The sequence below is a fragment of the Actinoplanes sandaracinus genome, from assembly GCF_030009775.1.
In the GTDB taxonomy this organism is placed as follows: domain Bacteria; phylum Actinomycetota; class Actinomycetes; order Mycobacteriales; family Micromonosporaceae; genus Actinoplanes; species Actinoplanes sandaracinus.
Window position 1 is genome coordinate 1 of the sequence record NZ_JASCTH010000027.1, and the last position, 26939, is coordinate 26939.

The 26939-nt window shown below is 69.6% G+C and carries 36 protein-coding genes and 1 pseudogene; 17 read left to right on the top strand and 20 right to left on the bottom strand.

All coding sequences use genetic code 11. From position 1 onward, the window contains the following. Nucleotides 1-157, bottom strand: a 157-nt coding sequence (locus tag QLQ12_RS33980; protein ID WP_282765048.1) for a Clp protease N-terminal domain-containing protein, incomplete at its 3' end; no start/stop codon positions are given. A gap of 209 nt (nt 158-366) precedes the next feature. On the opposite strand from QLQ12_RS33980, the gene QLQ12_RS33985 reads away from it, so the two are divergent. Further along, nucleotides 367-1308, top strand: coding sequence for a hypothetical protein (locus QLQ12_RS33985; RefSeq protein ID WP_282764839.1), 942 nt, complete (start codon nt 367-369; stop codon nt 1306-1308). A gap of 248 nt (nt 1309-1556) precedes the next feature. Here the strand turns inward: QLQ12_RS33985 and QLQ12_RS33990 are convergent, their stop codons facing one another. From QLQ12_RS33990 to QLQ12_RS34005, 4 genes are all read right to left on the bottom strand, one after another. Next, nucleotides 1557-1736 (bottom strand): hypothetical protein, encoded by a 180-nt coding sequence (locus QLQ12_RS33990; RefSeq protein WP_282764840.1) that lies wholly within the window; start codon nt 1734-1736, stop codon nt 1557-1559. 486 nt (nt 1737-2222) lie between these two features. Next, on the bottom strand, nt 2223-2831 hold the full coding sequence (locus QLQ12_RS33995) for a DUF4360 domain-containing protein (RefSeq protein ID WP_282764841.1): 609 nt from the start codon (nt 2829-2831) through the stop codon (nt 2223-2225). Between the two features lie 237 nt (nt 2832-3068). Beyond that, entirely contained in the window at nt 3069-3446 is a 378-nt protein-coding gene (locus QLQ12_RS34000) for a hypothetical protein (RefSeq protein ID WP_282764842.1), read from the bottom strand. Between the two features lie 79 nt (nt 3447-3525). Beyond that, a complete protein-coding gene (locus QLQ12_RS34005) occupies nt 3526-4254 on the bottom strand; it encodes a DUF4253 domain-containing protein (RefSeq protein WP_282764843.1) in 729 nt (242 codons plus the stop codon). Nucleotides 4255-4397: 143 nt separating this feature from the next. On the opposite strand from QLQ12_RS34005, the gene QLQ12_RS34010 reads away from it, so the two are divergent. Next, nucleotides 4398-4856 carry a hypothetical protein gene (locus QLQ12_RS34010; protein ID WP_282764844.1) on the top strand — a complete coding sequence of 153 codons (459 nt, stop codon included), beginning with the start codon at nt 4398-4400 and terminating at the stop codon, nt 4854-4856. Between the two features lie 73 nt (nt 4857-4929). On the opposite strand, the gene QLQ12_RS34015 is transcribed toward QLQ12_RS34010, so the two are convergent. After that, on the bottom strand, nt 4930-5409 hold the full coding sequence (locus QLQ12_RS34015) for a hypothetical protein (protein WP_282764845.1): 480 nt from the start codon (nt 5407-5409) through the stop codon (nt 4930-4932). 220 nt (nt 5410-5629) lie between these two features. Between QLQ12_RS34015 and QLQ12_RS34020 the strand changes: the two genes are divergently transcribed. Next, entirely contained in the window at nt 5630-5896 is a 267-nt protein-coding gene (locus QLQ12_RS34020) for a hypothetical protein (RefSeq protein WP_282764846.1), read from the top strand. A 6-nt stretch (nt 5897-5902) separates the two neighbouring features. Here QLQ12_RS34020 and QLQ12_RS34025 read toward each other — a convergent pair whose 3' ends face one another. Then, nucleotides 5903-6841, bottom strand: a complete 939-nt coding sequence (locus QLQ12_RS34025; RefSeq protein WP_282764847.1) for a DUF2332 domain-containing protein — start codon at nt 6839-6841, stop codon at nt 5903-5905. A gap of 80 nt (nt 6842-6921) precedes the next feature. Here QLQ12_RS34025 and QLQ12_RS34030 point away from each other — a divergent pair, with 80 nt between their 5' ends. Further along, nucleotides 6922-7545, top strand: a complete 624-nt coding sequence (locus tag QLQ12_RS34030) for a hypothetical protein (RefSeq protein ID WP_282764848.1) — start codon at nt 6922-6924, stop codon at nt 7543-7545. A 46-nt stretch (nt 7546-7591) separates the two neighbouring features. On the opposite strand, the gene QLQ12_RS34035 is transcribed toward QLQ12_RS34030, so the two are convergent. Then, a complete protein-coding gene (locus QLQ12_RS34035; RefSeq protein WP_282764849.1) occupies nt 7592-7978 on the bottom strand; it encodes a TipAS antibiotic-recognition domain-containing protein in 387 nt (128 codons plus the stop codon). A 153-nt stretch (nt 7979-8131) separates the two neighbouring features. Between QLQ12_RS34035 and QLQ12_RS34040 the strand changes: the two genes are divergently transcribed. Together QLQ12_RS34040 and QLQ12_RS34045 are read left to right on the top strand one after the other, a co-directional pair. Then, nucleotides 8132-8365, top strand: coding sequence for a hypothetical protein (locus QLQ12_RS34040; RefSeq protein WP_282764850.1), 234 nt, complete (start codon nt 8132-8134; stop codon nt 8363-8365). Nucleotides 8366-8460: 95 nt separating this feature from the next. Next, nucleotides 8461-9090 carry a GNAT family N-acetyltransferase gene (locus QLQ12_RS34045; protein WP_282764851.1) on the top strand — a complete coding sequence of 210 codons (630 nt, stop codon included), beginning with the start codon at nt 8461-8463 and terminating at the stop codon, nt 9088-9090. A gap of 45 nt (nt 9091-9135) precedes the next feature. Here the strand turns inward: QLQ12_RS34045 and QLQ12_RS34050 are convergent, their stop codons facing one another. The 3 genes from QLQ12_RS34050 to QLQ12_RS34060 form a co-directional block, all read right to left on the bottom strand. Next, nucleotides 9136-9630, bottom strand: a complete 495-nt coding sequence (locus tag QLQ12_RS34050) for a GNAT family N-acetyltransferase (RefSeq protein ID WP_282764852.1) — start codon at nt 9628-9630, stop codon at nt 9136-9138. A 67-nt stretch (nt 9631-9697) separates the two neighbouring features. Next, nucleotides 9698-10453 carry an SDR family oxidoreductase gene (locus QLQ12_RS34055; protein WP_282764853.1) on the bottom strand — a complete coding sequence of 252 codons (756 nt, stop codon included), beginning with the start codon at nt 10451-10453 and terminating at the stop codon, nt 9698-9700. A 76-nt stretch (nt 10454-10529) separates the two neighbouring features. Next, complete coding sequence (locus QLQ12_RS34060; protein ID WP_282764854.1) at nt 10530-10898, bottom strand: winged helix-turn-helix transcriptional regulator; 369 nt, start codon at nt 10896-10898, stop codon at nt 10530-10532. Between the two features lie 48 nt (nt 10899-10946). Here QLQ12_RS34060 and QLQ12_RS34065 point away from each other — a divergent pair, with 48 nt between their 5' ends. Beyond that, a complete protein-coding gene (locus QLQ12_RS34065; protein ID WP_282764856.1) occupies nt 10947-11678 on the top strand; it encodes a Rossmann-fold NAD(P)-binding domain-containing protein in 732 nt (243 codons plus the stop codon). Between the two features lie 76 nt (nt 11679-11754). Here the strand turns inward: QLQ12_RS34065 and QLQ12_RS34070 are convergent, their stop codons facing one another. Continuing rightward, nucleotides 11755-12306: a thymidine kinase gene (locus tag QLQ12_RS34070; protein WP_282764857.1), complete on the bottom strand. Its 552-nt coding sequence runs from the start codon at nt 12304-12306 to the stop codon at nt 11755-11757. Nucleotides 12307-12406: 100 nt separating this feature from the next. Here QLQ12_RS34070 and QLQ12_RS34075 point away from each other — a divergent pair, with 100 nt between their 5' ends. Continuing rightward, the gene (locus QLQ12_RS34075) at nt 12407-12958 is read left to right on the top strand and encodes a hypothetical protein (protein ID WP_282764859.1); all 552 of its coding nucleotides are present in this window, start codon (nt 12407-12409) and stop codon (nt 12956-12958) included. A gap of 52 nt (nt 12959-13010) precedes the next feature. Further along, the gene (locus QLQ12_RS34080; protein ID WP_282764861.1) at nt 13011-13421 is read left to right on the top strand and encodes a tyrosinase family oxidase copper chaperone; all 411 of its coding nucleotides are present in this window, start codon (nt 13011-13013) and stop codon (nt 13419-13421) included. Nucleotides 13422-13476: 55 nt separating this feature from the next. On the opposite strand, the gene QLQ12_RS34085 is transcribed toward QLQ12_RS34080, so the two are convergent. Together QLQ12_RS34085 and QLQ12_RS34090 are read right to left on the bottom strand one after the other, a co-directional pair. Then, entirely contained in the window at nt 13477-13917 is a 441-nt protein-coding gene (locus tag QLQ12_RS34085; RefSeq protein ID WP_282764863.1) for a hypothetical protein, read from the bottom strand. Between the two features lie 37 nt (nt 13918-13954). Then, nucleotides 13955-14887 (bottom strand): CPBP family intramembrane glutamic endopeptidase, encoded by a 933-nt coding sequence (locus QLQ12_RS34090; protein ID WP_282764864.1) that lies wholly within the window; start codon nt 14885-14887, stop codon nt 13955-13957. A 98-nt stretch (nt 14888-14985) separates the two neighbouring features. Here QLQ12_RS34090 and QLQ12_RS34095 point away from each other — a divergent pair, with 98 nt between their 5' ends. Further along, entirely contained in the window at nt 14986-15447 is a 462-nt protein-coding gene (locus QLQ12_RS34095) for a nitroreductase/quinone reductase family protein (RefSeq protein ID WP_282764866.1), read from the top strand. A 177-nt stretch (nt 15448-15624) separates the two neighbouring features. On the opposite strand, the gene QLQ12_RS34100 is transcribed toward QLQ12_RS34095, so the two are convergent. After that, nucleotides 15625-16371, bottom strand: coding sequence for an SAM-dependent methyltransferase (locus QLQ12_RS34100; protein WP_282764867.1), 747 nt, complete (start codon nt 16369-16371; stop codon nt 15625-15627). A 387-nt stretch (nt 16372-16758) separates the two neighbouring features. Between QLQ12_RS34100 and QLQ12_RS34105 the strand changes: the two genes are divergently transcribed. Further along, nucleotides 16759-17634, top strand: a complete 876-nt coding sequence (locus QLQ12_RS34105; protein ID WP_282764868.1) for an alpha/beta hydrolase fold domain-containing protein — start codon at nt 16759-16761, stop codon at nt 17632-17634. 36 nt (nt 17635-17670) lie between these two features. Here the strand turns inward: QLQ12_RS34105 and QLQ12_RS34110 are convergent, their stop codons facing one another. Next, nucleotides 17671-17865, bottom strand: coding sequence for a hypothetical protein (locus QLQ12_RS34110; RefSeq protein WP_282764870.1), 195 nt, complete (start codon nt 17863-17865; stop codon nt 17671-17673). A gap of 512 nt (nt 17866-18377) precedes the next feature. Between QLQ12_RS34110 and QLQ12_RS34115 the strand changes: the two genes are divergently transcribed. Continuing rightward, nucleotides 18378-19676 (top strand): extracellular catalytic domain type 1 short-chain-length polyhydroxyalkanoate depolymerase, encoded by a 1299-nt coding sequence (locus QLQ12_RS34115; protein WP_282764871.1) that lies wholly within the window; start codon nt 18378-18380, stop codon nt 19674-19676. 50 nt (nt 19677-19726) lie between these two features. Here the strand turns inward: QLQ12_RS34115 and QLQ12_RS47425 are convergent. After that, nucleotides 19727-19834, bottom strand: a pseudogene (locus tag QLQ12_RS47425) (hypothetical protein); the annotation flags it as partial. Nucleotides 19835-20118: 284 nt separating this feature from the next. Continuing rightward, nucleotides 20119-20871 (bottom strand): class I SAM-dependent methyltransferase, encoded by a 753-nt coding sequence (locus QLQ12_RS34120; protein ID WP_282764872.1) that lies wholly within the window; start codon nt 20869-20871, stop codon nt 20119-20121. 78 nt (nt 20872-20949) lie between these two features. Here QLQ12_RS34120 and QLQ12_RS34125 point away from each other — a divergent pair, with 78 nt between their 5' ends. Further along, nucleotides 20950-21522 (top strand): TetR/AcrR family transcriptional regulator, encoded by a 573-nt coding sequence (locus QLQ12_RS34125; RefSeq protein WP_282764873.1) that lies wholly within the window; start codon nt 20950-20952, stop codon nt 21520-21522. Between the two features lie 376 nt (nt 21523-21898). Continuing rightward, nucleotides 21899-22537 carry a DUF1036 domain-containing protein gene (locus tag QLQ12_RS34130; protein ID WP_282764874.1) on the top strand — a complete coding sequence of 213 codons (639 nt, stop codon included), beginning with the start codon at nt 21899-21901 and terminating at the stop codon, nt 22535-22537. 81 nt (nt 22538-22618) lie between these two features. On the opposite strand, the gene QLQ12_RS34135 is transcribed toward QLQ12_RS34130, so the two are convergent. Beyond that, entirely contained in the window at nt 22619-22801 is a 183-nt protein-coding gene (locus tag QLQ12_RS34135; protein WP_282764875.1) for a hypothetical protein, read from the bottom strand. A 701-nt stretch (nt 22802-23502) separates the two neighbouring features. Between QLQ12_RS34135 and QLQ12_RS34140 the strand changes: the two genes are divergently transcribed. The 3 genes from QLQ12_RS34140 to QLQ12_RS34150 all read left to right on the top strand — a co-directional run bounded on the left by QLQ12_RS34140 (nt 23503) and on the right by QLQ12_RS34150 (nt 25819). Beyond that, the gene (locus QLQ12_RS34140) at nt 23503-24483 is read left to right on the top strand and encodes a zinc-binding dehydrogenase (RefSeq protein WP_282764876.1); all 981 of its coding nucleotides are present in this window, start codon (nt 23503-23505) and stop codon (nt 24481-24483) included. 133 nt (nt 24484-24616) lie between these two features. After that, nucleotides 24617-24952, top strand: a complete 336-nt coding sequence (locus QLQ12_RS34145; RefSeq protein ID WP_282764877.1) for a hypothetical protein — start codon at nt 24617-24619, stop codon at nt 24950-24952. A gap of 81 nt (nt 24953-25033) precedes the next feature. After that, the gene (locus tag QLQ12_RS34150; RefSeq protein WP_282764878.1) at nt 25034-25819 is read left to right on the top strand and encodes a PhzF family phenazine biosynthesis protein; all 786 of its coding nucleotides are present in this window, start codon (nt 25034-25036) and stop codon (nt 25817-25819) included. A gap of 80 nt (nt 25820-25899) precedes the next feature. Here the strand turns inward: QLQ12_RS34150 and QLQ12_RS34155 are convergent, their stop codons facing one another. Next, the gene (locus QLQ12_RS34155; RefSeq protein WP_282764879.1) at nt 25900-26778 is read right to left on the bottom strand and encodes a hypothetical protein; all 879 of its coding nucleotides are present in this window, start codon (nt 26776-26778) and stop codon (nt 25900-25902) included. Between the last annotated feature and the right edge of the window lie 161 nt (nt 26779-26939).

A 26939-nucleotide genomic window follows, 5' to 3' on the forward strand; every position in this document is an offset into this window, starting at 1 on the left:
CCAGGCTCTCCAGAGCCTTGGCGGCGACGCCCTCGCCCTCGTGGATCAGGCCGAGCAGGATGTGCTCTGTCCCGATGTAGTTGTGGTTGAGCATCCGGGCCTCTTCTTGGGCCAGGACGACAACCCGACGGGCACGGTCGGTGAACCGCTCGAACACGACACTCACGTCCTCGCGGCGAAGCCCCACGCACCTCGCCCAAGGAGACGCACGCGGACGCGCGGAAGCGGCAAGGGTGGCGTGCGCTGAGTCGAAGCCTCTTGGCGTTGACGCGCGGTCCGCGTGGGGGACCTCGCTACGCTCGTGCAGGCGCGCTGCCCTGTCACCGTACAACGGATGAGACCTACGATGAGGGAGGGAGGACCACGATGACCGAGACCCGCAGCCGGCGACCCGTACCCGACCGCGCCCGCAAACGCGCGATCCGAGCCCTGGCCACCGAGCTCGGCGTGGCCTATTCGGTCGCTGCGCGCCTGCTCACGGCGCGGACCTCGACGCCGGCCGGTTCCACCCACCCGGTGTTCCCGATCGGCGCCGACGAGCACCGGGCGTGGATGTTCGCTGCTCGCGAACACCGCACTTTCAACGCTCGCGTGCGCGACGCCCGATCGGCCGCGGAACTCCCGCTGGGCCGCGCCGCACACCTGACCATGCGGTTCCCGCCACTGCGCGCCACCGCCGGGATCGGCCCGCTCTACAGCGGTGAGGGCCGCGAGACGGCCATCGCCATGCTGTACGCCGTGCTCGAACACGAGGCGCCGCAACTGCTGCCGCCCGCCGACGAACTCGCCTGGGCGGCCGAACTCGGTGAGGACGCCGGCGTCGACATCGCCTGCGCCGCGCTCGACCGGGCCGCCCGGCGCCTGCTCGACGACGACCGATGGCAGCTGTGGGTCCGGGTGGACGCCGCGCTCACCGCGGGCGGAACCAACCCCGACCGGCGGGTTCGCGACGCGGCAATCACCCTCGGCCGGGAACTGCGATCCACCAGCCTGCGCAGCTCGCTCGACGGCGTCCGGCACACGCTGGACGCGCTCCTCGTCGAACCGTACGACTGTCTGCCGCCAGGAGTACGGGTACGCGTCGGAAGCCGATCGGGCACCGTGGTCGGCACCGACTGGGAGCAGACCGGCTCACCCACCGGATACCGAGTACGCCTCGACACCGAACCGGGCACCCACATCCTGCCCATCAACGATCCGCGTCTGATGATCCAGACGATGTCGGCCGGGCTACCGGGGGTCGGCGGTGTCCCAGGCGTACTCGAACCGGTCCGGGCTGAGCGTCTTCTTCGACGTCACCCGGTGTGATGTCGACGAAGGCACGCCGACCCGGATCTGTTGCGGGCACCTCGAGCGCCAAACGGCGGCCGAGCCGTAGCGCCGACAGCTTCGCGAGCGGCCACACAGGCTCGCCCGTCATGGTTGTTCTCGATACCTTACGAACACGGCCTCACGGTAAGACCACGATCCCGCGCATGCTGGCGCCACGCCCTCTCGTGCCGCGAGTCGCGCGTTACGGGTGGTCACGGAGGATTCGCCAGTGATGGAGTCTCGAATCAGTTGACGCGGGGATGGTCCGGGCCGCCCAGCTTGGCGGAGATTGTGTCGACCAGCGAGCGACAGTCGGCGCTGTTCTGCGGCGCATCGCCGGTCTCGACGGCGACCTCGTCCTCGAAGTAAGCGGATTCAGTCAGCTGGACGAGTAGGTCGGTCCAGCGATCGCCGGACAGCGTCATCCTCGCCTGCGTCCGGCCGTCGTCGCCGAGACACTGGTCAGCGCCGTGTCGACGACAGGCCGGCCGGGCCCGGTGACGCACGTGCCAACCGGGGCCGCAGCCGGCGCGGTGGGGACGGCCGGTACCCACAGACGGGTGTCTACCAGGGTGCAGTCTGGCCTCGCGCAGTCCACAGCGAAGGTGTGGCCGGCATCGCGGTAGCGGCCGATGACCAGTCGTGCATGGCGTAGGCAGTAGGCGTACAGGGCTGGTCCGTCGCTCGGCATGTCGGTGTCGAATGTAGGACCCATCACGGAAGAAAGCTGCTGACGAACGTCAGAACGCCCGAGGCTCCCACCATCGCCAGCGGCCATTCGCGGAACACAGGTTGTGTAGTACTACAGCAGGAGAACCGTTTCAGGTGCCATGAGTGCCTGGCGGGTGAAGTGGCTTGCGCTGGCAGCGCTGATCCCAATGAGGGATTGATGGTGCTGCGACATGCAGCTTTCAGCAGTTTCGGTAGGTGAGGTGGTAGGTGCTGGCGACCTCGCTGTCGGTCGAATCCATGGCGATCAGGCTGGTGGGTGCATCGGCCCGGTCCGCCGTCGCGCGCAGTTCGGTGTCGATATCAACCTTCCGGTCCTTACCACACGAACTGAACACAAGACCGCTGCCGACCGAGTCGGTGACCTGCCATCCGTCGTCCAGTCCACTCGCGAAGGAGTGCACGGTGTACGTTGGCGCACCGGTGCCCTGGAAGTGGTAGCGCGCCGATAGGGTGGCCGAAGCACCCGGTTCGAGGTGGGCGAACCCGCGGTAGTCGACGGCGGAAATGGCGTACTGCATGTTGGCCGGGACGTTGAGCCGAACGGTGATGCTGCAGGTGCGACGCTGATCCTTGTTCCCGGCGCCGGCGCCGGCTTGCGCAAGGTAGGCGCTGTACATCACGGTGAACGCCTGGTTGTCGGGCGACACCCCGACCGCGATCGTGTTCGCTCGGCACCCTGTGCCATTCACCTTCAGCTTCTCGATGGTGACGTGGTCATTGGGCGGGTCGACTGCCGACGCCTGTGCCGGCGACATCATCATGACTGAGATGAGCAGTGCAGCGATCACGTGCGTTCCCGGCATGCAAACATCCCCATAACCGCCCAATGGGCTCCCTCGGCAGTACTCACCGAGCGCACATTGTCACACAGGATCACCAGGATCTCGGCGCTTTACCCAGCGGAACGTAGCCCTGTTCGTCTCGTGGGCCGGGTTCCGGACGGCTCGGCCCACGAGGGTAGCCACCACGATCAGGCGTCGGTGCAGTCCTCCATCGTCTTCGGTTTCTCCAGTTCAACGACAGGGCTAATACTCCAGCAGGAGATCCGTTTTCAAGGCTCGTTGAGGGCTTGCCGGCCGTAGTGGCTGATCTTCGCTGTTTGTTGATGGCGGCGACGGAAAAGGGGACCATGCGATCCCGGTGGCAATACGGGCTGCGGGTTTGATGATCAGGTCGTGGAAGAGCCGGCGGAGCTCGTTGACCGTGATGGGGATCAAGCCCTCGGCGTTGGCGGTGCATGGTGTGGTCGCGGCGGCGAGGAAGGCGTGGGCGGCGATGACGAGGGTGGTCCAGCGGTGCCAGGCCGTCAGCGGCGACGCTGGTGTTGATCGAGGCCGAGTTCGGTCTTCGCGTAGCCCGAACTGGAACTGCGATGATCGCCGCAAGGGATCCGAATCTGCCACGTCCGGGTGTTGGCACTGCTGGAAGACCGTTGTGCCCGTCTCCTAGACGACGGGCACAACGATGGTCCGGATGCTCAGATCAGTCCCACCACACGCGCCAGACCGGGGCATTCATCAGACCGGCGGCCAGCTCGGTGAGGGTGGCAGCGCGATAGTAGTCGAACTCGCCGTCGTTGTACTGCCGGTATTCCCAGGCCAGGGCCAGAGCGTGGGGCGGGGTAGTCGGCGGGCGGGCGACGGCGTATTCGAGGGTTGTGTCGGTCCAGACGACCGGTTCGGCTCCGTACCGGCCGTGCCAGTAACGCATGATCGCGGAATGCTCGGCCGGGTCCGGCTCCCAGAAAACACTGTGCTGCAGGGTCACCGGCACCAGCCACGGTGCGGTGGCGGGCACCAGAGCGACGGTGACTTCGGTCGGCTCCCCGTCCCAGCCGTAGGGGAGCCCGAATCCGGGTCGTTCCGGTTTCTCAGGCCATACTCCTTCACCGGCCAGTTCGGCGCGCAGCTCCGCGGCGTAGCTCGGGGAACTGGTGCTCAGGTACCGCTCGCCGCGTTCGGCCAGAAGCGCGGCGCCGTTCAGCGCCTGCGCGTCGGCCGCCGACCAGACCTGCCCGTTAGAGGGGTACGACTCGGTCAGTTGCTCAGGGGCGTCGGCATCCATCAGCAGCGGCCAAAGCCCACTCTCCGGATGGGCCAGCCGCAGCTGTTCCCACCACCGCAGAGCCTCGTCGCCCTCAGCCTGGAACCCGATAACCTCTGCTCCAGTCGGTGTGACGAACAACGGCTGCGTAGGTGGCGTGTCCCGCATCCGATCATGATGCCCCAAGGGCTTCATGCTGTCGCACGTCGCTCGCTGCTGGAAGCGCCTCGTCTCGCCAGCTGCCGTGGGCGGAACCGTCACTCGTTCGGCGCACCCAGAGACAAGGTTCAGTGGCACACGGACAAGCTTCATTGGCAACGGGCATCGGCGACGATCGCCTTGCCGCGTGGGAGTATGCGCCGGTGAGCACCGAGCCGGGCCGACACGGTCTATCCGCGACGTCGGCCGACGAGTTGGTGCGAAGGTTGGCGGAAGTGCTGAGCGGCGCTTGCCGCGTCCGGGTGTTCGACCGGAGAGGCCGGGTTGAAGCGGCTCGGAAACGACACGAGAATACGCCGCCGTCGCTGCTCGCGGACCTGACTGACGAGGCCCTGATCGCGCTGCTGGCGGCGCTGCGGTTGTGTCCGGACACCGAGATCATGGACTGGATGAGCTGGCCCGACCTGTGGTTCGAGTTCGCCGACGGAGACGGCGTTCAGCTCGTCACTCTGGGTCTACTCGGTCCCGGCTGGGTGCGCTGGGAGCCGCACGGAGATCTGCGACTGGCCGCGCCGGAGTCGATGACGAGGTGGCTGTCGACCTGGACCTGATGAACCGTCGATGCGGCATGCCTTCCTGCCACCGCGCTCTACGCTCGCCACCAGTGTTTCTTCGCTCCGGCGGTCATCTTTCGGCCCGGAACCATTGCGGTGTCCACAGGCCCATCGGCTGGTCGACCCGGATGTGCGGCGCCGCCCGGCGCAACCCATCGAGAAACGGCCACACGTCGTGGACACCGGCGGCATGGATCCGCCGCCCGTCCGCCAGCACCACGGTCGTGTAGTTCTTCGGATGCGGCACCACCTGACGCACGTCGGCCAGCGGTGCGCTGCCGCCGCGCAGCACGGCCTGCCAGTGCAGTCGTGAGTCGGCGATCCGCAGCCGGTACGCGATCCGGAACAGCGCCAGGTACCCGTAGACGGCCCCGATGACGAAGCCGATCGGCACGAAGGCGATCCGTTGCCACACGCGATCGGCGCCGAACAACCCCGCCGCCCCCGCTATGCCGAAGGCCATCGGCGCGATGAACGCGGCGAGCACCGCGGCCGTGCGCACGAGCAAGCTGCCGAAGGTGTACGACGTGGCGGTGCGGCCGTCATCCATGGCCGTGAATTGCCCACAGCGCCGAAGAATCATTCGCCGGCCGCCGTCATGAACCGGTGGGTGCCGGCGCCGTTGACGACCCGTCGCGATGTGGAGGCTCCTGAGGGCGACCGCTTCCGGACAGCCCGCCGGCCCGCCTCATGATGGTCCGATCTGGCTCCGCCAGCCCGTTTCGCGAGAGCATGAGCCGACCGCTCGGGTGGTGCCAGGAGGGTGTGGAGTGCGACGTCGATTCGCCGAGTACCGGCCCGTGCCGCGATGGCGCGCACGTCTGGTCGATGTCCGGCTGTTCCGGAGCGTGCGGCTGAACCTTGCCGGCTGGGCGACGGTCACAGCGTGGTGCCTGGTTGGCGCCGTGCTGGGGTACGCCGGCGGCCGTCTGCTTCACCTGTCCGGCAAGCCGGGAGCTGTCGCGGGGGCCTTGACGGTTCTGGGCTGTCTGGTCGTCCTCGACCGGCGTCGGCACGCCCGCACGAGACAGCAGTGACGGCTGTCAGGCACCGAACCATGTCGCGGCCTGTCCGTGGCCACGGGCCCAGGCCAGTGGCCGGCCGTCGAGGGCGAGGACGTTGTGCAGCGTGTCGTCGGGCGCGGGTGGCAGGCTGTCGAAGGCGACGACGCCCGGCGCCTCGACCGAGATCCGGTGACCGGGCAGTGTCCGTACCAGATGATCGAATGCTTCTCGCCTCGCCGCGGGAACCTGGTAGAGGACCGACGTGTGGAAGACCACCAGAGTCGCGCCGGCGGGAGCCCGTGCGGCCAGGCCGGGCAGGTCGTCGACGAGGTCGCCGCGGATCAGCAGCGGCGGGTCGGCGGCGGCGATCGCGGCGGCGGCCCGCAGCCGGTCGCGGCGGTGCTGGTGTTCCGGCCAGATCAGGGCGTCCAGCCAGGCCACGTCGGCGGGATCGGTCACCCGCAACGGGTTCAGGTCGAGGCCGGCCCGCCACGCCACCTCGGGCAGCCGGTCCGGCGGCGGCGTGCCGGTGAGGGCGCAGTCGAGGACCGGGCCGTCGCTGCCGAGCCGGTGCCGGCCGTAGCGGTAGGAGTACCGGTCCGGGTAGAGACCGAGGCCGGCGGAGGCACCGACCTCCAGGAGGGCGAGCGGTTGCGGCAGCTTCGCGAGTACGGGCAGCAGCACCGCACAACGGCCCGGCTCGTTCGTCTGGGTGGACCGGGTACGCAGGTTCGCCTCCACCTCGGCCCAGTTGGCGACCGTGAAGTCGTGGAAGTCCGACGGATCGCCGACCGGGCCGCCGAGCAGCCGCACCACGCCGAACAGCAGGTTCGGCTGCCGCTTCGCCGGCGGAAGGCCGTCGAGCAGGCCCAGGATCGTCGGGTTGCCGGCGACCGCGAGGGACAGCCGCTCATAAGTGGGGGAAACCCCGTGAGCCTCGAGGGCGGCGAACTCGGCGTACACCGAAGCGGTAGTCACCGTGCGATCCTGACACAACCCAGGATCCGCGATCCGGGGCGATGGATGGCCGTGGATCTTGGCCGTACTAGTCTTGGATCATGCCTTTGAATCCGGACGAGTTCTACGAACACGCCGTCGCCGTCGCGGACAGCGAGCGAAGGCTGCCCCTGGCGCGCATGACGGAATGGGACATCAGTCCGTTCGAACAGGACGGCTTGCGCGTCGCGGCGCTGCGCCCGCCGGTGCTGCCCGAACCCGACCGGCACGGCGAGGACCCGGCGAACTGCGGCATGTGCCGCAAGCGGGACGAGGGGATCTGGCTCAACGACCACTGGCGGCTCGCCCGGGTCACGAAAGTGGGCGTGCCCTTGGCGCTCATGCTGTTCCCGCGTGATCACCACGACATGGCCGATCTCCCCGACGAGCTCGCCGCGGAGCTGGGCCTGCTGACCACGCGCATCGTTCGCCACATGCAGGCTCTGCCGCACATCTCCCGCGCCCACGTCTACCGGATCGGCGACGGCGCCGCCCACCTGCACGTCTGGTTCTTCGCCCGGCCGGAGGGCCAGGCACAGATGTACGGATCCTGGCTGATGGTCTGGGACGACCTCCTGCCGGAGTACCCGGCCGACGTCGCCGAGGCGGATGCCGCGCTGGTGGCGGACGCCCTGGCCGGTTCGCACGGCGGGTACCGGCCGGCGGTTGCCGGGGAGTCCGCCTGACCGGTGCGGACCGCGGCAGCCGCGGTCCGCACCGCCACAGCGCGGGTCAGAGTCGGGTCTCGGCGTACCGGCGCATCGCCGCGCCGAGGAACTCGACCATCTGCGGGTGGTAGGCGTTGTGGAAGTCCCTCATGGCGTCGTCCTCGGCGTACAGCAGCGCCATGCCGAGGTAGGCGTCCGGGCTGGGGGTGTAGAACCGGCACGCGATGGCGTAGTGCCTGCCGACGAGGTCCTGGATCGTTTCGTCCTCCGGCCGGGCGCCCCCGGTCATGGCGGCCGCGATCTCGCCGTACAGCTCGCGCCAGTCGCTGTGGACCCGGTCCTTGTCGACGTGCGCCCAGCCGCCGGTCGCGGCGAGGCTGGCGGCCTGCTCGTCGGCGAGCGAGCGGCGGCACCGGTCGGCGAACTCGTGATCCATGGTCGGAGTGCTCATCTGTGCTGTGGTGCCCTTTCGGCAGGGGAGTGAGCCTTTCGGCCCGACGGCTGCGAACGGTCGCATGCCGACACCGGCACGGCAACTCCTTTTTCGCGCCCCGGATCGGCCGGAGCGGGCAGGGGGCCATGACCGACCGCTGATTTGATCATCGTGGCCGGGCGTGCTTTCATCGGCGGTCCCGAGACCGCTACCAGGGAGCCGACCATCTTCTTCTTCGAGGGCGAGCGTGCCGGGCTCGCGAAGCGCCGGGCCCCGCTGGCCGGCTTCCGGGCACTGCTGGTGGGCGGCGCAGGCCTGGTCCTCGCCCGCGGTCCGCTCGCCGTCACGATCACCCTGACCGTCTCCTGCTACGCGGCCTTCAAGCTGCTCCTCCTCTGCCGCTAGCCGGTTCGGCATCGGGCCGTACGGTGCTGCCACCCGCGCGGTGGCCGACACATATATCAGCGGCGAGAAGGGTTCGCGGCTGCGATGATGCCGCCGTGATCGACAATGGCCTCTGGTATGCGATGCCGGCTCTGGCCGGCGAACGGATCCGGCTCGAACCTCTGCGGTACGAACACGCGACGGACTATCTCGCGGCAGTCGGCGACAGCGAGGACGCGGCCGAGATCTTCCGGTGGCAGAGCCCTTCGGGCGGGGCGCTGACCCGGCCGGCGACCGTGGAGGACGCCCGTGCGCACATCGTGGCCGCGCTCGCCGCCCGGGCCCGCGGGGTCCGGTTCCCCTACGCTCAGATCGACGCGGCGACGGGCCGGTTCGCCGGCACGACGTCCTTCGCGGACCCCGACCCGACGTTGCGCACCCTGACGATCGGATACACCTGGCTCGGACGGCCGTGGTGGGGCACGGGGGCGAACGCCGAATCGAAACTACTGATGCTCGGCTTCGCCTTCGAAACCCTCGGCGCGATCCGGGTATCGCTGGTCACCGACATCCGCAACGAGCGCGCTCAGGCCGCGATCGAGCGGCTCGGCGCCAGCCGTGAGGGAGTCCTTCGGAAGCATCGCCGCCGCGCCGACGGCTCATGGCGCGACACCGTCATGTACGCCATCACCGACGACGACTGGCCAACGGTGAAACACGACCTCAAGGCTCGACTGCGCCCGTAAGACGTGCCGGCCGGGATGGCCGGCGGAGACGATCAGCTCGCGGATCTAACGTTCGCCCTCCTCCGTCTTGAAGGGGCGCAGACCCCGGCGCTGATAGTTGGGCAGAGCGTTGGGGTGGTCCAGCGACGACGTGTGCAGCCAGACCCTCTCCACCGCGGGAGCCAGGTCCCAGGCCTTCCGCAGCGCGAGCGTCAACGCGTAACCGCCCAGGCGCCTGGAGACGAATTCCGGCACCAGCCCGAAGGTCTCGATCTCCACCTCGTTGCCGGGGTGGAGATCGTAGGCGGCCAGGCCCGCGGGCTCGCCCTCGAAGGACAGCAGCCAGAACAGCCGGTCCGGGTGCTGGGCCTGCCAGGCGGTCCACTCTTCCCGGGTACGGCTCGCGCACTTCCAGCCGTAGGGGGCACCGATCCGGACCTGCAACGCGACGACCAACGGCGAGTCTCGGTCCAAGGGTTCCAGCGTCAGGCCGGGCACCGGATCGGCTGGCGTGAGTTGGTCACGGACTGTCATCTCCAGATAGGTCACGATCTCTCTCACCCGCGGAAGACTACGTGAGGTCGCGGGTCGTGGACCATGTGACGATCGGCGAAGAGGGCGGGCCGGCTTACGTCGTACCGGTGGCAGGGAATCGGGCGGTGAGGAAATCGGACCACCGCTCGCCCGAGGAGGGGTTGGCGGGCGCCAGATGCGCGCCGTCGCGGAAGGCGCGGAACGTGGCGCCGGGCAGCCGGACCGGGACCAGCCGGCGGCGGCTGCCGGTGGCCGCGAGATAGGACCGGAACACCTCTGGCGCCCGGAGCACTTCGGGCCCGCCCAGGTCCGCGGCGCGGCCGGGAACCGGGGTGTCGACGAGGTCGGCGATGCGCGCGGCCACGTCCTGGGTGGAGATCGGCTGGACGGGCACGTCGGGTGCGAACACGAGCGGGAGCCGGGCGGCGATCCGGGCGCCGCCGAGGACGAAGTCGTGGAACTGGGTGGCCCGCAGGATCGTGCCGCCGTAGGCGTCGATCAGGCCCTCGGCCTCCAGCTTGATCCGGTAGTACGGGTACGGGATCCGATCGACGCCGACGATCGACACGAAGATCACATGTGGATGGCCGGTGCGGGAGGCGGTGGCCAGCAGATTGCGGGTGCTGTCGATGTCGGACCTGCCGAACCGGCGGGTGTCGCTGGCACAGTGCACCACGGCGCCGGCGCCGTCGAGTGCCGCGTCGAGACCGGCCCCGGTCGCGAGATCGCCCTGATAGGCCTGGCCGGGGCGGCGGCTGAGGCCGCGCACGTCGGCGCCGCGGGTGCGCAGAAGGCCGGCCACCTGCCGGCCGAGGGTGCCGGTCGAACCGGTGACGAGGATGTGCTTCATACCGGGATGGACGAACGCGGGCGCGCGGATGTGACAGCCCTGCTGAGGGCCCCCGGGCGAGCGCGATCCACCACCGTTACCGCGAGCCGCCGCGCTGACGGGCGGCCTCGATGCGCGGGGCGTTCTCGATCGCCCACTCGCCGACCGCGACGACCAGCGGCAGCAGCGACCGGCCCAGGTCGGTGACGGTGTATTCGACCCGCTCGGGGGTCTGCCGCCGGCTGATCAGCCCGTCGGCCTCGAGGGCGCGCAGGGTGCGGGTGAGGATGCGGCGGCTCAGACCTTCGATCGTCCGATCGAGCTGGTTGAAGCCGTAGGGCCCGCCGTCGGCGAGGATCGCCAGGACCAGGACGCTCCATTTCTCGCCGACCATCCGCAGGATGTCGGTGGCCGCGCACGTCGCGCGGTCGGCCGGGGTCACGGGCAGCGGCAGGACCGGTGACATCAATGTGCCTTCTTTCGGGCTTGGCCGGGCAGCCTCGACGATTCCAGTATGCGCACTGTGGTGATCGCGGGCGGGACCCGCGGAATCGGCCGGGCCCTCGCCGCCCGCCTCGAGGACAGCTGGAACGTCGTGGCCCTGGGCAGCGCCGACGCCGACCTGTCCTCCGTCAAGGAGACCCGGGCCCTGATCGAGCGGCTGCCGCGAAGAATCGACGCCCTGGTCCTGTCGGCCGGCCGCTTCTCGCCGCGGCGGATCGTCACCGCCGAGGGCTTCGAGCAGACGTTCGCCATCGGGGTGCTGGCCAGGCATCTGCTGGCCGAAGGGCTGCGGCCGGCTCTGGAACGGGCGCCGCGGCCGGTGATCCTCAACCTCTGCGGCGTCGGCGGCATCCGCGCCGGGCGCATCCACTGGGACGATCCGCAGCTCACCCGGGGCTATTCGCTGCTCGCCGCGACCATGCAGGGCGCACGGGCCAACGACCTGCTCGGCGCCGGGTTCGCCGCCCGTCACCCTTCGACCTCTGTCCGGTACGTGCTGTACAACCCGCTGTTCGTCGACAGCGGCATGCACCGCTACCTCGGCCGGCCGATGCGCTGGGTCATCGGTGTCCTGGCCGCCCTGTTCGGGGCCTCACCGGCGACCGCGGCCGCACCCCTGGCGGGCCTGTTGGCCGATCCGCCGGACGCGCCGCTGACCGCTCTGCGCCGCGGGACTCCGGTGCCGTCGCCCGGATCCGACGACGCCGCACGCCTCTATCGCCTGCTGGAGGATCTGACCTGAGCCGGCCAGTTCCCCGCACCCTTTCCGGGCCACTTCTTTCCGGGCACGGCGACTTCTTCTCCGGGCAGGACTTCTTTCAGGGCAGGACGACGCAGCGCCGGCAGCGAGCCTCATAGGTGTAGGTGCCGTCGTCGGGCAGCGCGGTCGACGGCGCCAGCTCCCGGATCATCGGCTTGCCGTGCTCCAGCACCTGTGTGTGCGTCGCGTCCAGCGAACGGCACACGTCGCACACCGCCCGCCGGTAGATCACCTCGGCCGGGGCCAGCTCGAACAGCGCCCGCACCGGCGCGAACAGCTGGCCGCGGTGGTCCAGGTCGATACCGGCGACGACCACCTTGATGCCGGAACGGACCGCCGCCCCGAGCACGGCGATGTCGTCGACCGTGAACATGTGGATCTCGTCGACGCCGATCACCTCGACCCCGCCGTCCGCGGCCCCGGCCAGCGAGCTCACCTTCACCGTCTGCAGGCTGCCGCCCGAACGCGACGTCACCGCGGTGTCGCGGCCGTGGCGCGCCGACTGGTAGACGCGGTGCGGGATGTCCGCGTACTGCAACGGCGACAGCAGGCTGATCATCTCCAGCGACTTGCCGCCCTTCATCGGGCCGAGGATCACGGTCAAATCCATGCCGTCACCGTGCCATTCGCGGTCCGGCCGGTATCGGGCACCCCACCCGCCGGTGAGAGCGGGGCTGCCTCGTACCCTGGCCGTCCGTATCCTGACCGGCATGCGGGTGCTGTTCGACGACTTCGTCCACACCGAGTTCCACCTGTTCTTCCTCGGCGGACAGGAGGCCGACGCCGTCGGCTACGGACGCGACGGCCAGGTCAACGGCCTGTGCGGGGCGGCCGAACCCGGCAACCTGATCTTCACCACCGGTCTGCACACCGGAAACGTGCCGCTGCGCATCGAACGGCACGACACCGAGCCGCCGCTCGGCGAGATGTGGCCCGACGTCGTCGAGGCGTCGTTCACCCCGGTGGATCCGGACGTGTGGCTGGTGAGTTCGAGTTCGCCGCCGGTGGCGCTCGCGCTGGAGCAGGGCACCTACCGGGCGCGGTACTGCGCGATCGGTTTCGACAACGAGGACCAGCTGACCGACGACCCGCCGGAGCGGTACCTGGTCCAGTTCTGGCCCGCGCCCGCGGCGCCCGACCGGATCGTCAGGCAGACCTCGCCGGGCGCCGCGCACTGGCACGGCACCGCCCAGAGGACTCTCGCCGCGCCGGCCGCCGGCCGCGACCCCGCGGAGCGCAATGTATCGACGCACGTGATTTAATTCGGCGGTGGTGCACGCCTGGACCAGGCGGCCACGGACCGGAGGAGATCTCATGCGCGTGATCGCGTCCCTGGCGGCCGCACTGGCCGTTGTCGCCGGCCCGATCGTCCTGGCCGGCCCGGCCGGTGCGGCGTCCGTCTCACGGCCGGGCGGGCAGGTGGACGCCGCGGCGGCCAGCACGCAGCGTGCCGGCTTCTTCGCCGAGTCCTATCGTGGCCACTGGGTCATGGGCTGGGGCCGCGACGAGTCGGCCTGCGCCTACATCGACGGCGTGCAGTTGGTGCTCTACCCCGTCGGCGGCGATCACTACCTGAGCGCGCTCCAGGCGTACCAGCAAGAACGCGGTGTCCGCAGCATCACCAGGGCGTCGGCGCGGGTCCTCGGCGAGTTCACGATGGTCCCGCCGGCCGATCCGGTGCGGCACTGCCCCGTTTTCGTGAAAGGCCCGCCCGCGCAGGGCTGAGGCCGTCTGACGCTCCGGCGAGGCGCTGCGCGGTGCGCAGCGCCTTCTGGTGCGGTCAACGCCAGACCGTGAAGCGGACGGTCTGGATCTCGGGCTCGATGTAGTCGACCTGGTACAACACGCGGAACACCGTGCCGTCGGGCACGTTGCGGGCCAGCACCGTGCGCTGCCGCGGCGTCGTCGAGCAGGCCTGCACCGGCTCGCTGTAGGTGTAGTCGCCGCCATCGGGCGACACGAACGCCAGCAGGAACGTCTGGCAGTTGTCGGACGGGCGGTGGATGTCGCGGATGTGCGAGACCGCGATGGTGGTGCACGCCGATGCCGGCACGGTCACCGGTGCGGAGGCGATCCGGCCCCCTGCGTAGAAGCCGGAGCCGGGCCGGGCCGGCGCGCATCCGCCGGTGACCGGGGTGTGGGCCGCGGCGGCTGTGGCGGGCACGAGCGCGGCCGTGCCGGCCACCGCGAGGGCGGTGGCGATACTTGCGGTTTTATTCATGAGGGGGACGGTCCTCCGGTCGCCGAGGCTTCCCGCCTTACTCGGGGTAACTGGCGCGTTTCCGGGAGTCACCGCTCCCGTCGGTCGGGTTTCCCACATCAATCGATCTTCGGGTACGGACGGCGAGCACCGCGATCGGGATTCCCATGATCAGCCAGCCCTGCCAGCCGCTGAGCCCGGTCAGCCACCCGTCGATCCGCGACTCCGCCGCCTGGTCGGCCACCACCACCTGCACGAACCCGAACACGACGGTGTTGTTGACCGCGTGACCGACCACCGCCGGCCAGATCGACCCGGCGGCGAGCCGCAGCATCCCGAGCAGCACTCCGAACACGACGCAGAAGATCGTGAACGGCAGCAGCGACCGCGCCTCTTCCGGCCCCATCGGCACGTAGAACGGCAGATGCCAGACCCCGCAGATCACCCCGATCGTGATCAGTGCCGGCCAGGTGCCCCACCGGTCGCGCAGCCGGTTCAACAGGTAGCCGCGCCAGCCCCACTCCTCGCAGAACGCGAGCGGCAGGATCAGCACGAACTGCAGCAGGTTCGCCAGCAGCGCCTGCCCGACGAGCCCCCACGGCACCCCGGTCTGCCCGGCGGCCTCCAGCCCGGTTTGCGGCCCGGTCTCCGCCTCATAGAAGTGCCGCAGCGCGGAGAACCCGTCCAGATCGACCGGATAGATGCCGGTCACCGCGTTCAGTGTCACAGCCAGTCCCGACATGGCCAGGAACAACACGAAGCTGAGCAGGCAGTACCCGATCAGGCGCCGGCGTGGCCCGACCGGTGTCAGTGCGGTCGCCGCGGCGAGGTCGGCCGGCCGCCACACCCACCGCGCGGCGACATATGTCGCGATCGCCACCGACACCATCGCCGCGAAGAACAGCAGCCGCACCCCGGTGGCCCGCTCGACGAACCACAACCCCCACGGAAGCGCGAAGACAATCGCCAGGAAGACCCGCACATCCAGCATCGCGCCAGCATGCCAAATTTCAGGTCGCCGCATCGTCCCTCAGCGTGCGCACAGGTGACACAGAGGAGAGTCTGAGCATCGTTCACGGAGAGGTCGCCATGTCGGGCAAGCAGGTTTCGGCCAAGGTTCCGCCACGCTGGTTCATCAGAACGGCCTGGGTGGTGCACCGCGGACTCTACAAAGGCACGGGCGGCCGTTTCGGTCTGCGGCGGCCCAAGGACACCCAGTGGGGGATGTTCCGGCTCACCACGACCGGGCGCCGCAGCGGACAGGAGCGGGGCGTGATCCTCGCCTACCTCGAGGACGGGCCGAACCTGTTCACGCTGGCGATGAACGGCTGGGGTGAGGGCGAACCCGCCTGGTGGCTCAACCTGCAGGCCCACCCGGATGCGCATGCCCAGCTGCCCGGTGGGTCGCGGCGGGTGCGGGGCCGGGCAGCCGAGGGCGCCGAACGCGACCGGCTCTGGGCGAAGTGGCGCACCACCAGCCCGGACCTCGACGACTTCGCCGCTCTGCGCTCGTCACCGACCACTGTCGTGGTTCTCGAGCCCCGCGCCTGAGCCGGCTGGGGAACCCTTCCGCCGGGCCCGCGGTCGATACGGCCGGCCGCCGCGACCTTGTCGAGCGATGCCCGCCGCGTTCACGGCCGGCTGAGGACGGGTGACGAATCGTGGAGGGGCGCGGCGGCCCCTCCACGATCAGCGGCCAGCGCCTTCAGCGGCCAGCTCTGTCAGCGGTCAGCGCCGCTTCAGGGCGAACACGCCCCAGCCCATGTAGCGCCGCTGGTAACGGACGTACCGCAGCGGGGCGGTGTCCAGTTCGGCGCGGAGCGCGGGTGCGAGTTCGTCATCCGGGTTCTCGTCGAGCCAGGTGCGGGTGGCGAGCCACTGGGCGGCCACATACCGATCCCAGCTGTCGTCGTCGGCCAGCACCATCTCCACCAGGTCCCAGCCGAGCCGCCCGAACGTCTCCACCAGACCGGGCAGGTCCTGGAAGTCGTCGCGAGCGGACGCGCCGCTGCCCTCGACCGCCTCCTGATCAGGGGGGTCGAGCCGCCAGAACGGCTCACCGACCAGCACGGTCCCGCCGGGACGCAGGCTGCGCTCCAGCAGGTCGAGGGTGCCGGGCACACCGTCGCCGATCCAGGTGGCGCCGACACAGGCCGCGACGTCCACCCGGCTCTCGGCGACATGGCCGGAGGCGTCGCCGTGCACGAACGACACCCGATCCCGTACGCCCAACTCGGTCGCGCGGGCACGGGCGGAGGCCAGAAAGGCGGTGCTGATGTCGACGCCGGTGCCGGTGATACCGTGGTCACGGCTCCACGTGCACAGCATCTCCCCGCTGCCGCAGGCCAGGTCCAGCACGGACATGCCCGGCCGCAACCGGATCGCCGCACCCAGCGTGGCCAGTTTCCCGGCCGTGAACGGGTTGTGGATGCGGTGGTCCCGCTCCCGGACGACAAAACTACGTGGCAGATCCACTTCTACGAATCCTCACGTCGGACGAACGGATGATAAAGCCGGAACCGACGCGAACACGCATGCAGCCACCCCATTGAGTCGATGTGAGAGCTGGAATCTAGCCGCGGCCGAACGACCGGGCGAGCGGATTTCCGCGGAGTCTCGTCGTGGTCCTGGGCGCCGGACCATGCGGCAGGAGTTCGCCGGAGGATTTTGTCGCCAGGGTGGCCCTATGATCGGCGCCATGTGGGGAGTGCGCTTCGCGATCACCGCCGAGCAGGGGAGAGAGCCGCTCGCCGCCGTTGGTGACGATCGTCGACGTGCCGGGCTTGTCTCCCCGGCCGGCGGCCGCCGGCCGTGCCGTGATCTTCACTGCGATGTGAGCGAGGCGTCGTGACGAGCTGGCAGATGAATGTCGTAGCGGCCTTCACCCGGCTCGTCTACCGGCGCAGATTCACCACGGCCGAGGCTGGGCTGCGTTCACTCGCGCGTCCCAAGGGCCCGTCCGCTCCGCCGTCGTCGATCACCAGGAAGTACACGGTCGGCACCTCCCGCGACCACGGTTTCGACCTGCACCGGGTGAGCGCCGGCCGGCCTGACACCGGGGTCACGGTGATCTACCTGCACGGTGGCGCCTACACCAGCGAGATCGTGCGGCAGCACTGGGCGCTCATCGCGTATCTCGCCGGGCGTACCGGGCATGAGGTCGTCGTGCCCGTCTATGGCCTCGCGCCCGCGCACAACGGCCTCCAGGCACGGGAGTTCGTGACCCGGGTGATCGCCGCCGAGGTCGCGCGGGGCCGGCGCTGCTACTTGGCCGGCGACTCGGCCGGCGGCGGCCTCGCCCTCCTGGCCGCCCAGGCCGTCGGCGCCGCCGCAGGCGGTGTGGTGGGGGTGACCGCGATCGCACCGTGGCTCGACCTGTCGATCAGCAATCCGGAGGTCGACGCCGTCGAACCGCACGACCCGTGGCTCCAACGCCCCGGGCTGCGGCCACTCGCCGCCGCATGGGCCGGTGACGTGCCTCTGCGGGACCCACGGCTGAGCCCGATCTTCGGCGACCTGAGCGTGCTGCCGCCTCTGCAGATCCTGGTCGGCACCCGCGACATCACCCTGCCCGACTGCCGTCTGCTGCGCGATCGTCTGCCGTCGTCGGTGCCGCTGACCTACCACGAGGAGGAGGGCGCGGTGCACGTCTACCCGTTGTTGCCGGTCCCGGAGGCGCGGGCCGGCCGTCGGGCCATCGTCGACCACATCCAGGCGACGACCCGCTCAGCACCATAGGGCGGGGCGGATCGCGGCGACGATCATCGGTGCCGCTCACGGCGTCTCGACCGGCGCGGCGGATCGGCTGGCGCCGAGAATCGTCCTCAGGGCGTCCCCGGTCCGGTCGCGGAGCCAGGCGTGGCCGGGGTCGGTGTCGTACCGCTGATGCCCGTTGCACACGATCGGCACCGGCGGCAGGTCCAGCGGTGCCGGCAGTGGCTCGGTGGCCAGCCCGAAGCCCGTGACCAACGGACGGAAGCGAGCATCTCGTCCACCGGGTCGCTCAACCGGCCCCGAGGTGGCTGTTCCCCAGTGGGGTGAGCCGGGCGACGGTCGCGGCGGCGATGGTGGAGGAGGCCACCCGGGGACGGTTTCCCGGACAGACCGTGACCATGGTGAGTGCCTGATCAGACGGTGGCCGCCGGATCACGGGGCCGGGATAGGCCGTGAATCACTCGTCGCGCAGGCCCGGGGGCAGCATCGCATATCCGAGTCCGGCAGTCTCCGGAAGTTTCGGACGCGCCACCGCGCTCGATGAAGAGTCGTGCAGCCATATGGTCCTCGGCCTCGCTACGGCAAGCGTCGGCGGTTGTTGAAAATATCGGATGGGTTGGCTAACTTCCAGAATGACGATGGTCGATAGCTTGCCGTGGTGCCGCGTCTGGCGCCACCGCGGTCGTCCGCCGTCGGCAAAGGCGTGCACCGTGAGATCCCCACATTCACATCGCGGCCACCCGTCCCCACCCCCCGAAAGGCAAGTGATGAGAAGAATCTGGCGCACCCTGCTAGCCGGCGCCGTGACAGCGGCGGCGATCGCCACCGGGATCACCCTGCAGGCCGGCCCGGCCGCAGCGGCCTCCCTCCAGGAGGTCAACGGCTTCGGCACCAATCCCACCAACCTGCGAATGCATCTGTACGTTCCGGATCGGCTCGCCCCGCGCCCGGCCCTGCTCGTGGCGGTGCACTACTGCACCGGTTCGGGCCCCGCCTTCCATTCCGGGACCGAGTTCGCGTCGCTCGCCGACCAGTACGGCTTCATCGTCGTCTACCCGTCGGCGACCCGCTCCGGGAACTGCTTCGACGTCTCGACGCCCGGTGCGCTCACCCACAACGGCAACAGCGATCCGGTCGGGATCGTGTCGATGGTCCGGTACGTGCAGCAGCGCTACGGCACCGACGTCGGCCGCACGTTCGTCACGGGGGCCTCGTCCGGCGCCATGACGACCAACGTCCTGCTCGGGGACTATCCGGATGTGTTCGCGGCCGGTTCCGCGTTCGCCGGGGTGCCGTTCGGCTGCTTCGCCACCACCAACGGCTCGCTGTGGAACAGCGCGTGCGCCAACGGCCAGGTCAGCCGGACTCCGCAGGCCTGGGGCGACCTGGTCCGCGCGGCCTATCCGGGCTACACCGGCCGCCGCCCGCGGATGCAGGTGTTCCACGGCACCGATGACACCACGTTGCGGTACCCCAACTTCGGCGAGCAGATCAAACAGTGGACCAACGTGCTCGGTGTCAGCCAGACGCCGACGGCGACGGACACCCCGCGGCCGGGCTGGACCCGCACCCGTTACGGCGCGAACACGACCCAGGCGCCGGTCGAGGGGGTCAGCGTGGCCGGCGGCAGCCACTCGATGCCGATGAGCGGCATGGCGCGTATGGCGATCGCCTTCTTCGGCCTGGACACGACGACACCGTCGCCCTCGACGCCACCGGTACCGTCGCCCTCGACATCGCCGGCCGGCGGCTCCTGCTCGGTCCGTGCCGCCGTCACCGCCTGGAACACCGGGCTGACCACGAACCTCACCGTCACCAACACCGGTGCGACCGCACTCAACGGCTGGAGCCTGACCTTCACGCTGCCGTCCGGGCAGACCATCGGCAACGGCTGGAACGCCACCTACACCCCGGCCTCCGGTCAGGTCACCGCCCGCAACGCCGGCCACAACGGCACGGTCGCTCCGGGAGCCTCCGTCACCATCGGATATCAGGCCACGCACACCGGCAACGCCGGAGCACCCGCGGGGTACGCGCTGAACGGCTCCGCCTGCTCCACGGTCTGACCGGCGCCGCCGGACCGGTCACACGGGGGTGTCCGGCGGCAGCGGCCCGATCAGTCGGGGCGCACGTTAGTCACATGGACGTGCTCTCCGGACGGAGAGAATCCGGCGACGTGTGCCGGTCTGCCGTGGTGTGGCCTGGACGGACGGAAGCTACCTTGCGCGACTGCGGCGCCGAATCATGGCATGTCCTTCGTAGGGTGGCTCGCATGCCCATTCCCGAGTTCGTCGTCTCCCCGCGTACCAAGATCGGTCATGCTCCGTTGCCGTTGAACGGTGTCATCGCGGTGGTCCTCGATGAACGGGATCGGGTGCTCCTGGTCCGCTCAGAGTGTGCCGTCGGCTCTGTGAGCGCAAGGATTTGACGATGTGAGCGCACTTTGTTGATGCAGGTCATCCGGGTGTGTGACTAGCGCTGCCTGTCGCGGCGAGCGGCGTCGGCGGGTTACCTGCGGACAGCGGTCAGGCACCAGGTGGCATAGGCGAGGGTGACGTCGCCGTCGATCGCGGCGGCGACCGTCGACAGGATCTCGGTGAGTTTGTCTGGTGGCATGCTCGCGAGGCCGCCGGAAGTCGGGATGAGGTCGAGCAGTTCGTCGCGGGTGTAGGTGTGCTGCCAGTCGTAACGGCGGATCTCGGGTTCGGCGAAGCAGCCGGACGCGCGGACTCCCTCGGCGGCGCGGTCGTAGAGGGCGCGGTAGCCGTCGAGGATGGAGCCGGTCGGCTGCCGGTAGGGCAGGTCGGGCGCAGCCCGGCGTAGCCCTTCAGCGAGCGCCGCGGCAATCGGTGACGGCAGTTCGTAGACGTGGCCGAACGGCGCGAGGACGCCGCCCGGGCGCAGAACCTCGGCTGCCTTGGCGGCTCCGGCGACAGGGTCGACCCAGTGCCAGGCCGTGCCGGAGACGATCGCGTCGAAGGCGCGGCCGGCCGGCTCCCACGTCTCGAAGGTGGCGACCTCGACGTCGATGCCGCTCGCGCGGGCGAATTCGGCCATCCGGGGGTCGGGCTCGACGCCGAGGACCGTGCGCCCGGCGGCGCGGAACTGGCGGGCTTCGATTCCGGTCCCGCAACCGGCATCGAGGAACGCGGGGCCCGGCGCGGCGGCGACGATGTGCTGGATCAGTGCGTCCGGATACGGCGGCCGACTGCGGTCGTAGCGCGCCGGATCGCTTCCGAACGACTCTGCGACGCGGCGCACTTCGTGAGGTTGCGGCGGTAGAGTGACCATGCGCCCACTTTAGTGGGCAACCGCCCACTAGGAAAGCGAAAGCATCCCATGCCGACCGGCGTAGCTCTGCGCGATCCGCGCCAGCAACTGTTCGACGCGGCCGTGAGGGTGCTCATCCGTGGCGGGGTCGCGGCGCTGACCAGCCGCGCGATCACCGATGAGGCCGGAGTTGCCAAGGGCGTGCTGCATCGGCACTTCGCCGACTTCGACGCGTTCCTGGTCGATCTGGTGCTCGACCGCATAGCGTGGGTCGAGGCGCAAGGTGCCGCGCTTCGCGACGCGACGGGGACCGGGACCGTTGCCGGCAACCTCACCGGCGCGATGTTCGAACTCTTCGAGCCGGTCATGTCCGCGATCATCGTGCTCACGATCGCCCGCGACGAGCTGCGCAACCGCCTGCGTGCGGCCGGCACCGCCCGGTTCCCCCTGGTGGGGGAGGCGGTCGCCGCGGTGGCCGGCTATCTGGCAGCCGAGCGCGACCGCGGCCGGATCGCCGCCGACGCGGACGTGCAGGTGCTGGCGGCGACCCTGATCGGCACTGTGCAGCTGCTGTTCACCGAGCACCGCGGCGAGCCGCCAGTCGAAGACGTACACCATGTCGTGGCGAGCGTCCTGCGCTGACGAGCATGCCGGAGCCGGCCATGGCTCACTCATGCCGCATGCCGCAGATAACGCGCGGCCGGCGCTCGGCGCCACCTGATCGGCTCGTCCACCGGCACGCACCGTAGTCGCCCTCGGGGGCGCCGCGAGCTGCTCCGCGGCGATGCCAGGCGAGCGCCGGAGGTTGAACGGCAAGATTGAACGTTGTTATCGATATCTCAGCCGCCCGCCACTTTCTCTGCAAGGATCGACGCCAGCGTGCAGAGTCTTTTGATACTTCAAGCCAAGCTAAACGCGTACGTCAAGGCCGAAATTCGGCACATCGACGCTTCATGGCTTAGTGGAATCGACAAGCGCACACACTTTGCCCCAACATGTGACGTTGAAATGAGGGGAAATGAGAACTAGATCATTAATATTGAAAACCATCGCAGTATCGACTATAGGTGTGGCTGCGTTTCCTGCCGCTGCTTCCGGCGCGGAGGTCTCGGCGCCCGATGGCCAGGTTTCGACGCCCGCGAACGCCGCGATGGGAAGTCAGGAACTGACGATGAGCGGCCCGTGTGGTGGCTTTCTGCAGCCCGCCTGCGACTATGTGAAACACGTATCTGGATTTAGACCTCCAAAGAACGAGCCTACCCAGTTCACCGACGGCAGAAAGTACGAGCAGCGCTACGACTTCAGGCATATCAAAACGTGCAATGAATCGGGATTCACAGCTTACATCGCCAGAGGGTGGGCCGCCGGAGGGAGCATGAATACGGCAGGCTGGCGGAGAGTCGGTAATGGTGAATGCACCGTCCCATTGAGAGCGGACTACATTTTTGTTCATAGAGAAGATACCTTCGAAACTACTTGGACCCCGGACGGCTCGGAGGGCCGCGTCTTCCAGGGTTGCGTGATAACTCCTGGACCTTTCAAGCTTGAACCTTCTCCGGGTGATGCAACTACATGCTCGGATCAAGGCGGCTTCATGGTTGGCTTCCCTATAGTCCCTGTTGTCGCCGGCAACGTGTTCACCTGGACGCTCGGATAATCAGACTTCGTCCTCCGGGATTACGCCCGGTGATGTGTGCGCGACACGCGAATCGCGGAGCGTCGTCGATCGCGTGCCGCGTCACTTCTCCTGCGCGCCCGGGTCCGGGGCGTCGGCCGCGTCCGGTGAGCTGGCCAGCGTCGTCCGGACCTCGTCCACGGTCCAGCCGCCGGCCGCGAGGAGCCCGGCTACTCGCGGCACCTCGACGTGGTCGATGGCGCACCAGCAGCCGCCTACGAAACCGGAACCGACATCAGCCGCCACAGGGACCACAGGCTAAAAACGAGTCCCAAGGGCAACGGCGCCGAGTATCAGTATGGTGAGGATGCCGGTCGCAGACGCATGCCGAGCGCCGCGGTCCGTCGTCCAGTCCCACCCAAAGCAGAGGGACCCCACCAGGAGCACCGCCACCAGCGGCACCACGGCAAGAACGGCGCCAGAGAGGAAAACGCCACCCGCCTATCAACCACGTCCGGCTTACTCATATACCTCAATGTATGCCTGCATGCGGTGACGCGTCCGAATCGAGTGCCGCTGCGGTGGCTGGCCCGCTACCGCGCCGCCGGGCTCGCCGGGTCGGCCCGCACGAGGCGCGCCGACCGAGGCGATCGCTGGGTATGCGGTCAACCTCGGCGCCCCGTCGGCGATCCAGACCTCCCTCGCGGACGGCGTGAGCGGACCGCGCCACGGTCGGACGGCGCCGCCGGCACCGGTTTCGGCAGGGCGGGCTCACCGACGTCAAAATCGGCATCGACGACGAATTCCCCCGCCAGCCGCTTCACCGGTACGGAGTTCCGCAGTGAGCCGTACACGTTGTTTGTCGAGTGTGGCGAGTTGGCGCTGAGATGCGGACCAGGCGTGCCGCCTGACGTGATTTCGGAGCTACCTGAGCGTGCGTGTTGACCTCAATCAAGGTTCAGCTTGAACACTGATCGGGATGCTGTCTCACGTGAGGGGTGCTACACATGCGTGCCATTCAAGTGGCTGCCTTCGGTGGTCCGGAAGTGCTGTCGCTCGCGGAACTGCCGGACCCGGCGCCCGGGCCCGGCCAGGTCGTCGTCGGCCTGGCGGCAGCGGACGTCATTTTCCTGGACACCCTGCTGCGCGGTGGCTGGGGACAGGACTTCTTCCCCCGCACGTTGCCCTACGTGCCCGGTGGCGGGGGAGCGGGCACGGTGGTGCAGACCGGCGCCGGGGTCGACCGGGCATGGATCGGCCGGCGGGTGGTCGTACGGACCAGTACCGGTTACACCGAGCGAGTCGTCGCGGACGTCGAGGAGATCACGCCGGTGCCTGACGGGCTGGCCATCGAGGTGGCCGCGGCGCTGGTGCACGACGGTGTGACCGCGCTCAGCCTGGACCGGCTGGGCACGCCGCAGAAGGGCGAATGGGTGCTGGTCACAGCGGCCGCCGGCGGAGCCGGATCGCTGCTGGTGCAACTGGCCGTCGACGCCGGGGCGCGGGTGGTGGCCGCCGCGTCCAGCGACGCCAAGCTGGCCCTGGCCCGCGAGCTGGGAGCGGAGGCCACCGTCGACTACACACGGCCGGGCTGGACCGACCGGGTCCGTGAGACGACCGGTGACGGCGCCGCACTGGTCTACGACGGGGCGGGTGGCCCACTGGGCACGGTCGCCTTCGATGCGGTGGCCGACGGCGGCCGATTCGTCACCTACGGCACCGCCGAGGGCTTCGCCGCCCCGGACCCCGAGGTGGCCGCACGCCGCGGCGTACGGGTGTTCAGTCCGCTTCTGGACGGCCCACCGGACGAGCAGACCGTGCGCGAACTGTTGGGCCTGGCGCTGGAGCGGGCCGCGCAGGGGCGCCTACGTCCCGCGATCGGCGCGACCTATCCCTTGGAGCAGGCCGCTGACGCCCACCGAGCACTGGCGGCACGCGCCACGGTCGGCAAGTCACTGTTGCTGGTCGGCGGCCCATCGGCCGATTGACCTCGCGGCCGACGCGGGCGAAATCGATACGCCCTGTTCCGGGGCTGGTCCTCGCCTCCAGCCCCGGAACGGCGTCCGCCGACGCCCGGCCACCCGTTAGTTGATGTTGACCGGCTATGTCAGGATGTCGCCCGTGAACAAGGACGAGCAGGGGTTTCGCGTTACGGCTTCGGCGTTCGGGCGCACCATGTGGGTGGTGGCGGCAGCGATTCCGTTCTCCCGTCTCGCCGCGGGCGCGGAGACCGAGTGGATGGAGAACCTGAGCGCCGACGGTGTCGGAAGCGTCTACGCGACCGCCGGAATCTGGGCCCTCTTTCTGCTGGCATTCCTGCCGATCATGCTGTGGCGTTTCCCGCGCGCCAGGCTCGCGGCGACCGCGGGCTGGGCACTGAGCCTCCTGCCGGCCGCCGGCCTGTTCGCCTGGGGCTACAGTCTGCTGTACTGCTCGGGCTGTGTCGTGATCGACTGACCGGCGTTCGCCTGTCGCGGCCACCGCCCTCCGACGGCGACCGTAACGGACCCGCGGGGAGCGCGTCCCTACGCTGAAGCCATGCGAGCCCCGATCTTCCAGCTTGACGCCTTCACCACTCGCCGCTTCGCCGGCAACCCGGCCGCCGTCGTGGTGTTGGACCGGTTTCTCGATGACGCTCTTCTGCAGGCCGTGGCCGCGGAGAACAACCTCGCCGAGACGGCGTTCGTCGTGCCGTCCGAGGGGCGCTACCGGCTGCGCTGGTTCACGCCGACCGTGGAGGTGCCATTGTGCGGGCACGCGACGCTCGCCGCGGGCGCCGTCGTCATCGAGCGGCTGGAACCCGGCCGTGACAGCGTCGTGTTCGACACCGCCAGCGGCCCGTTGACGGTCGGCCGTGAGGACACCGGGTATCGCATGGACCTGCCCGCTCGTACGGTGCGGGCGGTGCCGCCGTCACCGGCGCTGTCCGCCGCGCTCGGCGTCACACCGGTGGAGACGGTGACCGACGGGTACAACTACCTCGCCCTACTCGCTGGGGCCGGCGACGTCCGGTCCCTCCAGCCCGACCTCGCCGCGATCGCCTGTCTGGACCGGACCGGAGTCGTGGTGACGGCCGCCGGTGACGGCACGTACGACTTCGTCAGCCGCTACTTCGCGCCCGCCAAGGGCATTCCCGAGGACCCGGTCACCGGTGGCGCGCACTGTGCGCTCGTGCCGTTCTGGGCTGCGCGGATCGGCAAGGACGCCTTCTTCGCCTACCAGGCGTCGCGGCGCGGCGGCGAACTCACCTGCCGGCTCCACGGAGATCGGGTGCGGCTGCACGGCTCCTGCGTCTTCTACCTCGATGGCTCCATCGAGGTCTGACGGCCCACCGTACGTCCGCATCACCGGCCCGGCCGGGACGCTGTCACCACGGGTGCGGCCCCGTCGCCCGCCGCACCCCGTCAACCGCAGGCGATGTCCTTGTCGATGATGAAGGCGCCGACTACCTGGCCGTTCTTCACGTCGAACGTGTAGCCGTGGGCCGGGCGCTCGCCGGAGACCGCCACCTCGTACGAGCTGCCGCTGGAGGATCGCTGCAGTCCACGGTCCCGGTAGGCTGGGGTCAGCGTGTCTTCAGCGGACCCGAGGCCGACGCCCTCGGGGGTGTTGACTCCGGGTGGCGCCGCGATCTTCGCGAGCCGGTCGTCCCTGCCGAACGCGACACCCCCGGCCGCCGCGATCCTCGCCTGCTGCCGCGACAGGATTCGTGCGAGATCGAGGAGCGAGTCGGCGGATCTGCGGTAGGCGGCCTTGCGTTCCTCGAATCGCTTCACGAAGCTCTCGGACAGCGGCGATTCCGTCTGGGCGAGCCGGCGGACTTCCTTGTCGATCTCGTCGGCCTCGCGGCGCGCGTCGTCGGAGATCCTTTTCGCGGCCTGCTGTGCCTCCAGCAACGCGGCGTCCGGCTCCGGGCCGCCGCGCAAGGAGTACCAGACGCAGCCCTTCGGGTAGCCGACCGGCGCCGTGCCGATCTCTCCGGTGGCGACGGCCTCGGCCCGCGTCATACCGAGCTGCAGGCGGCCGTAGCCGCCGGGGCCCAGCGTGGACGCGGCCCGGTCGAGCCCGCGAGGACCCCAGGTCTGGTACGCGGCCGCCGCCCCACCACCGGCGGCGAGCAGCGCGACGACGGCCGCCGCGACGACGGCCCCGCGACGCCGCGGTTTCCGGGCCGGCTCGTCGGCCGGGACCCGTTCGCCGTCCGGAGCCGGATCGACCGGCGTCATCGCCGTCGGCGGCAGATCCGCCGCGGCGGGTGTGGTCTCGTCGTCCCCGTTGTTCATGACTGGGCAGGCTAACGAGGCTGTCCAGCACACCCGCAGGACGGTCCCACGAATGTGACCTCGGAACACCGTCGTAGCCGCACCACATCGGCGAGGGCGGGACGGCCACTGGGGGTCTTGCCGGCATCGATTCCGATGGTGATCACAGGACGCGAACTCCA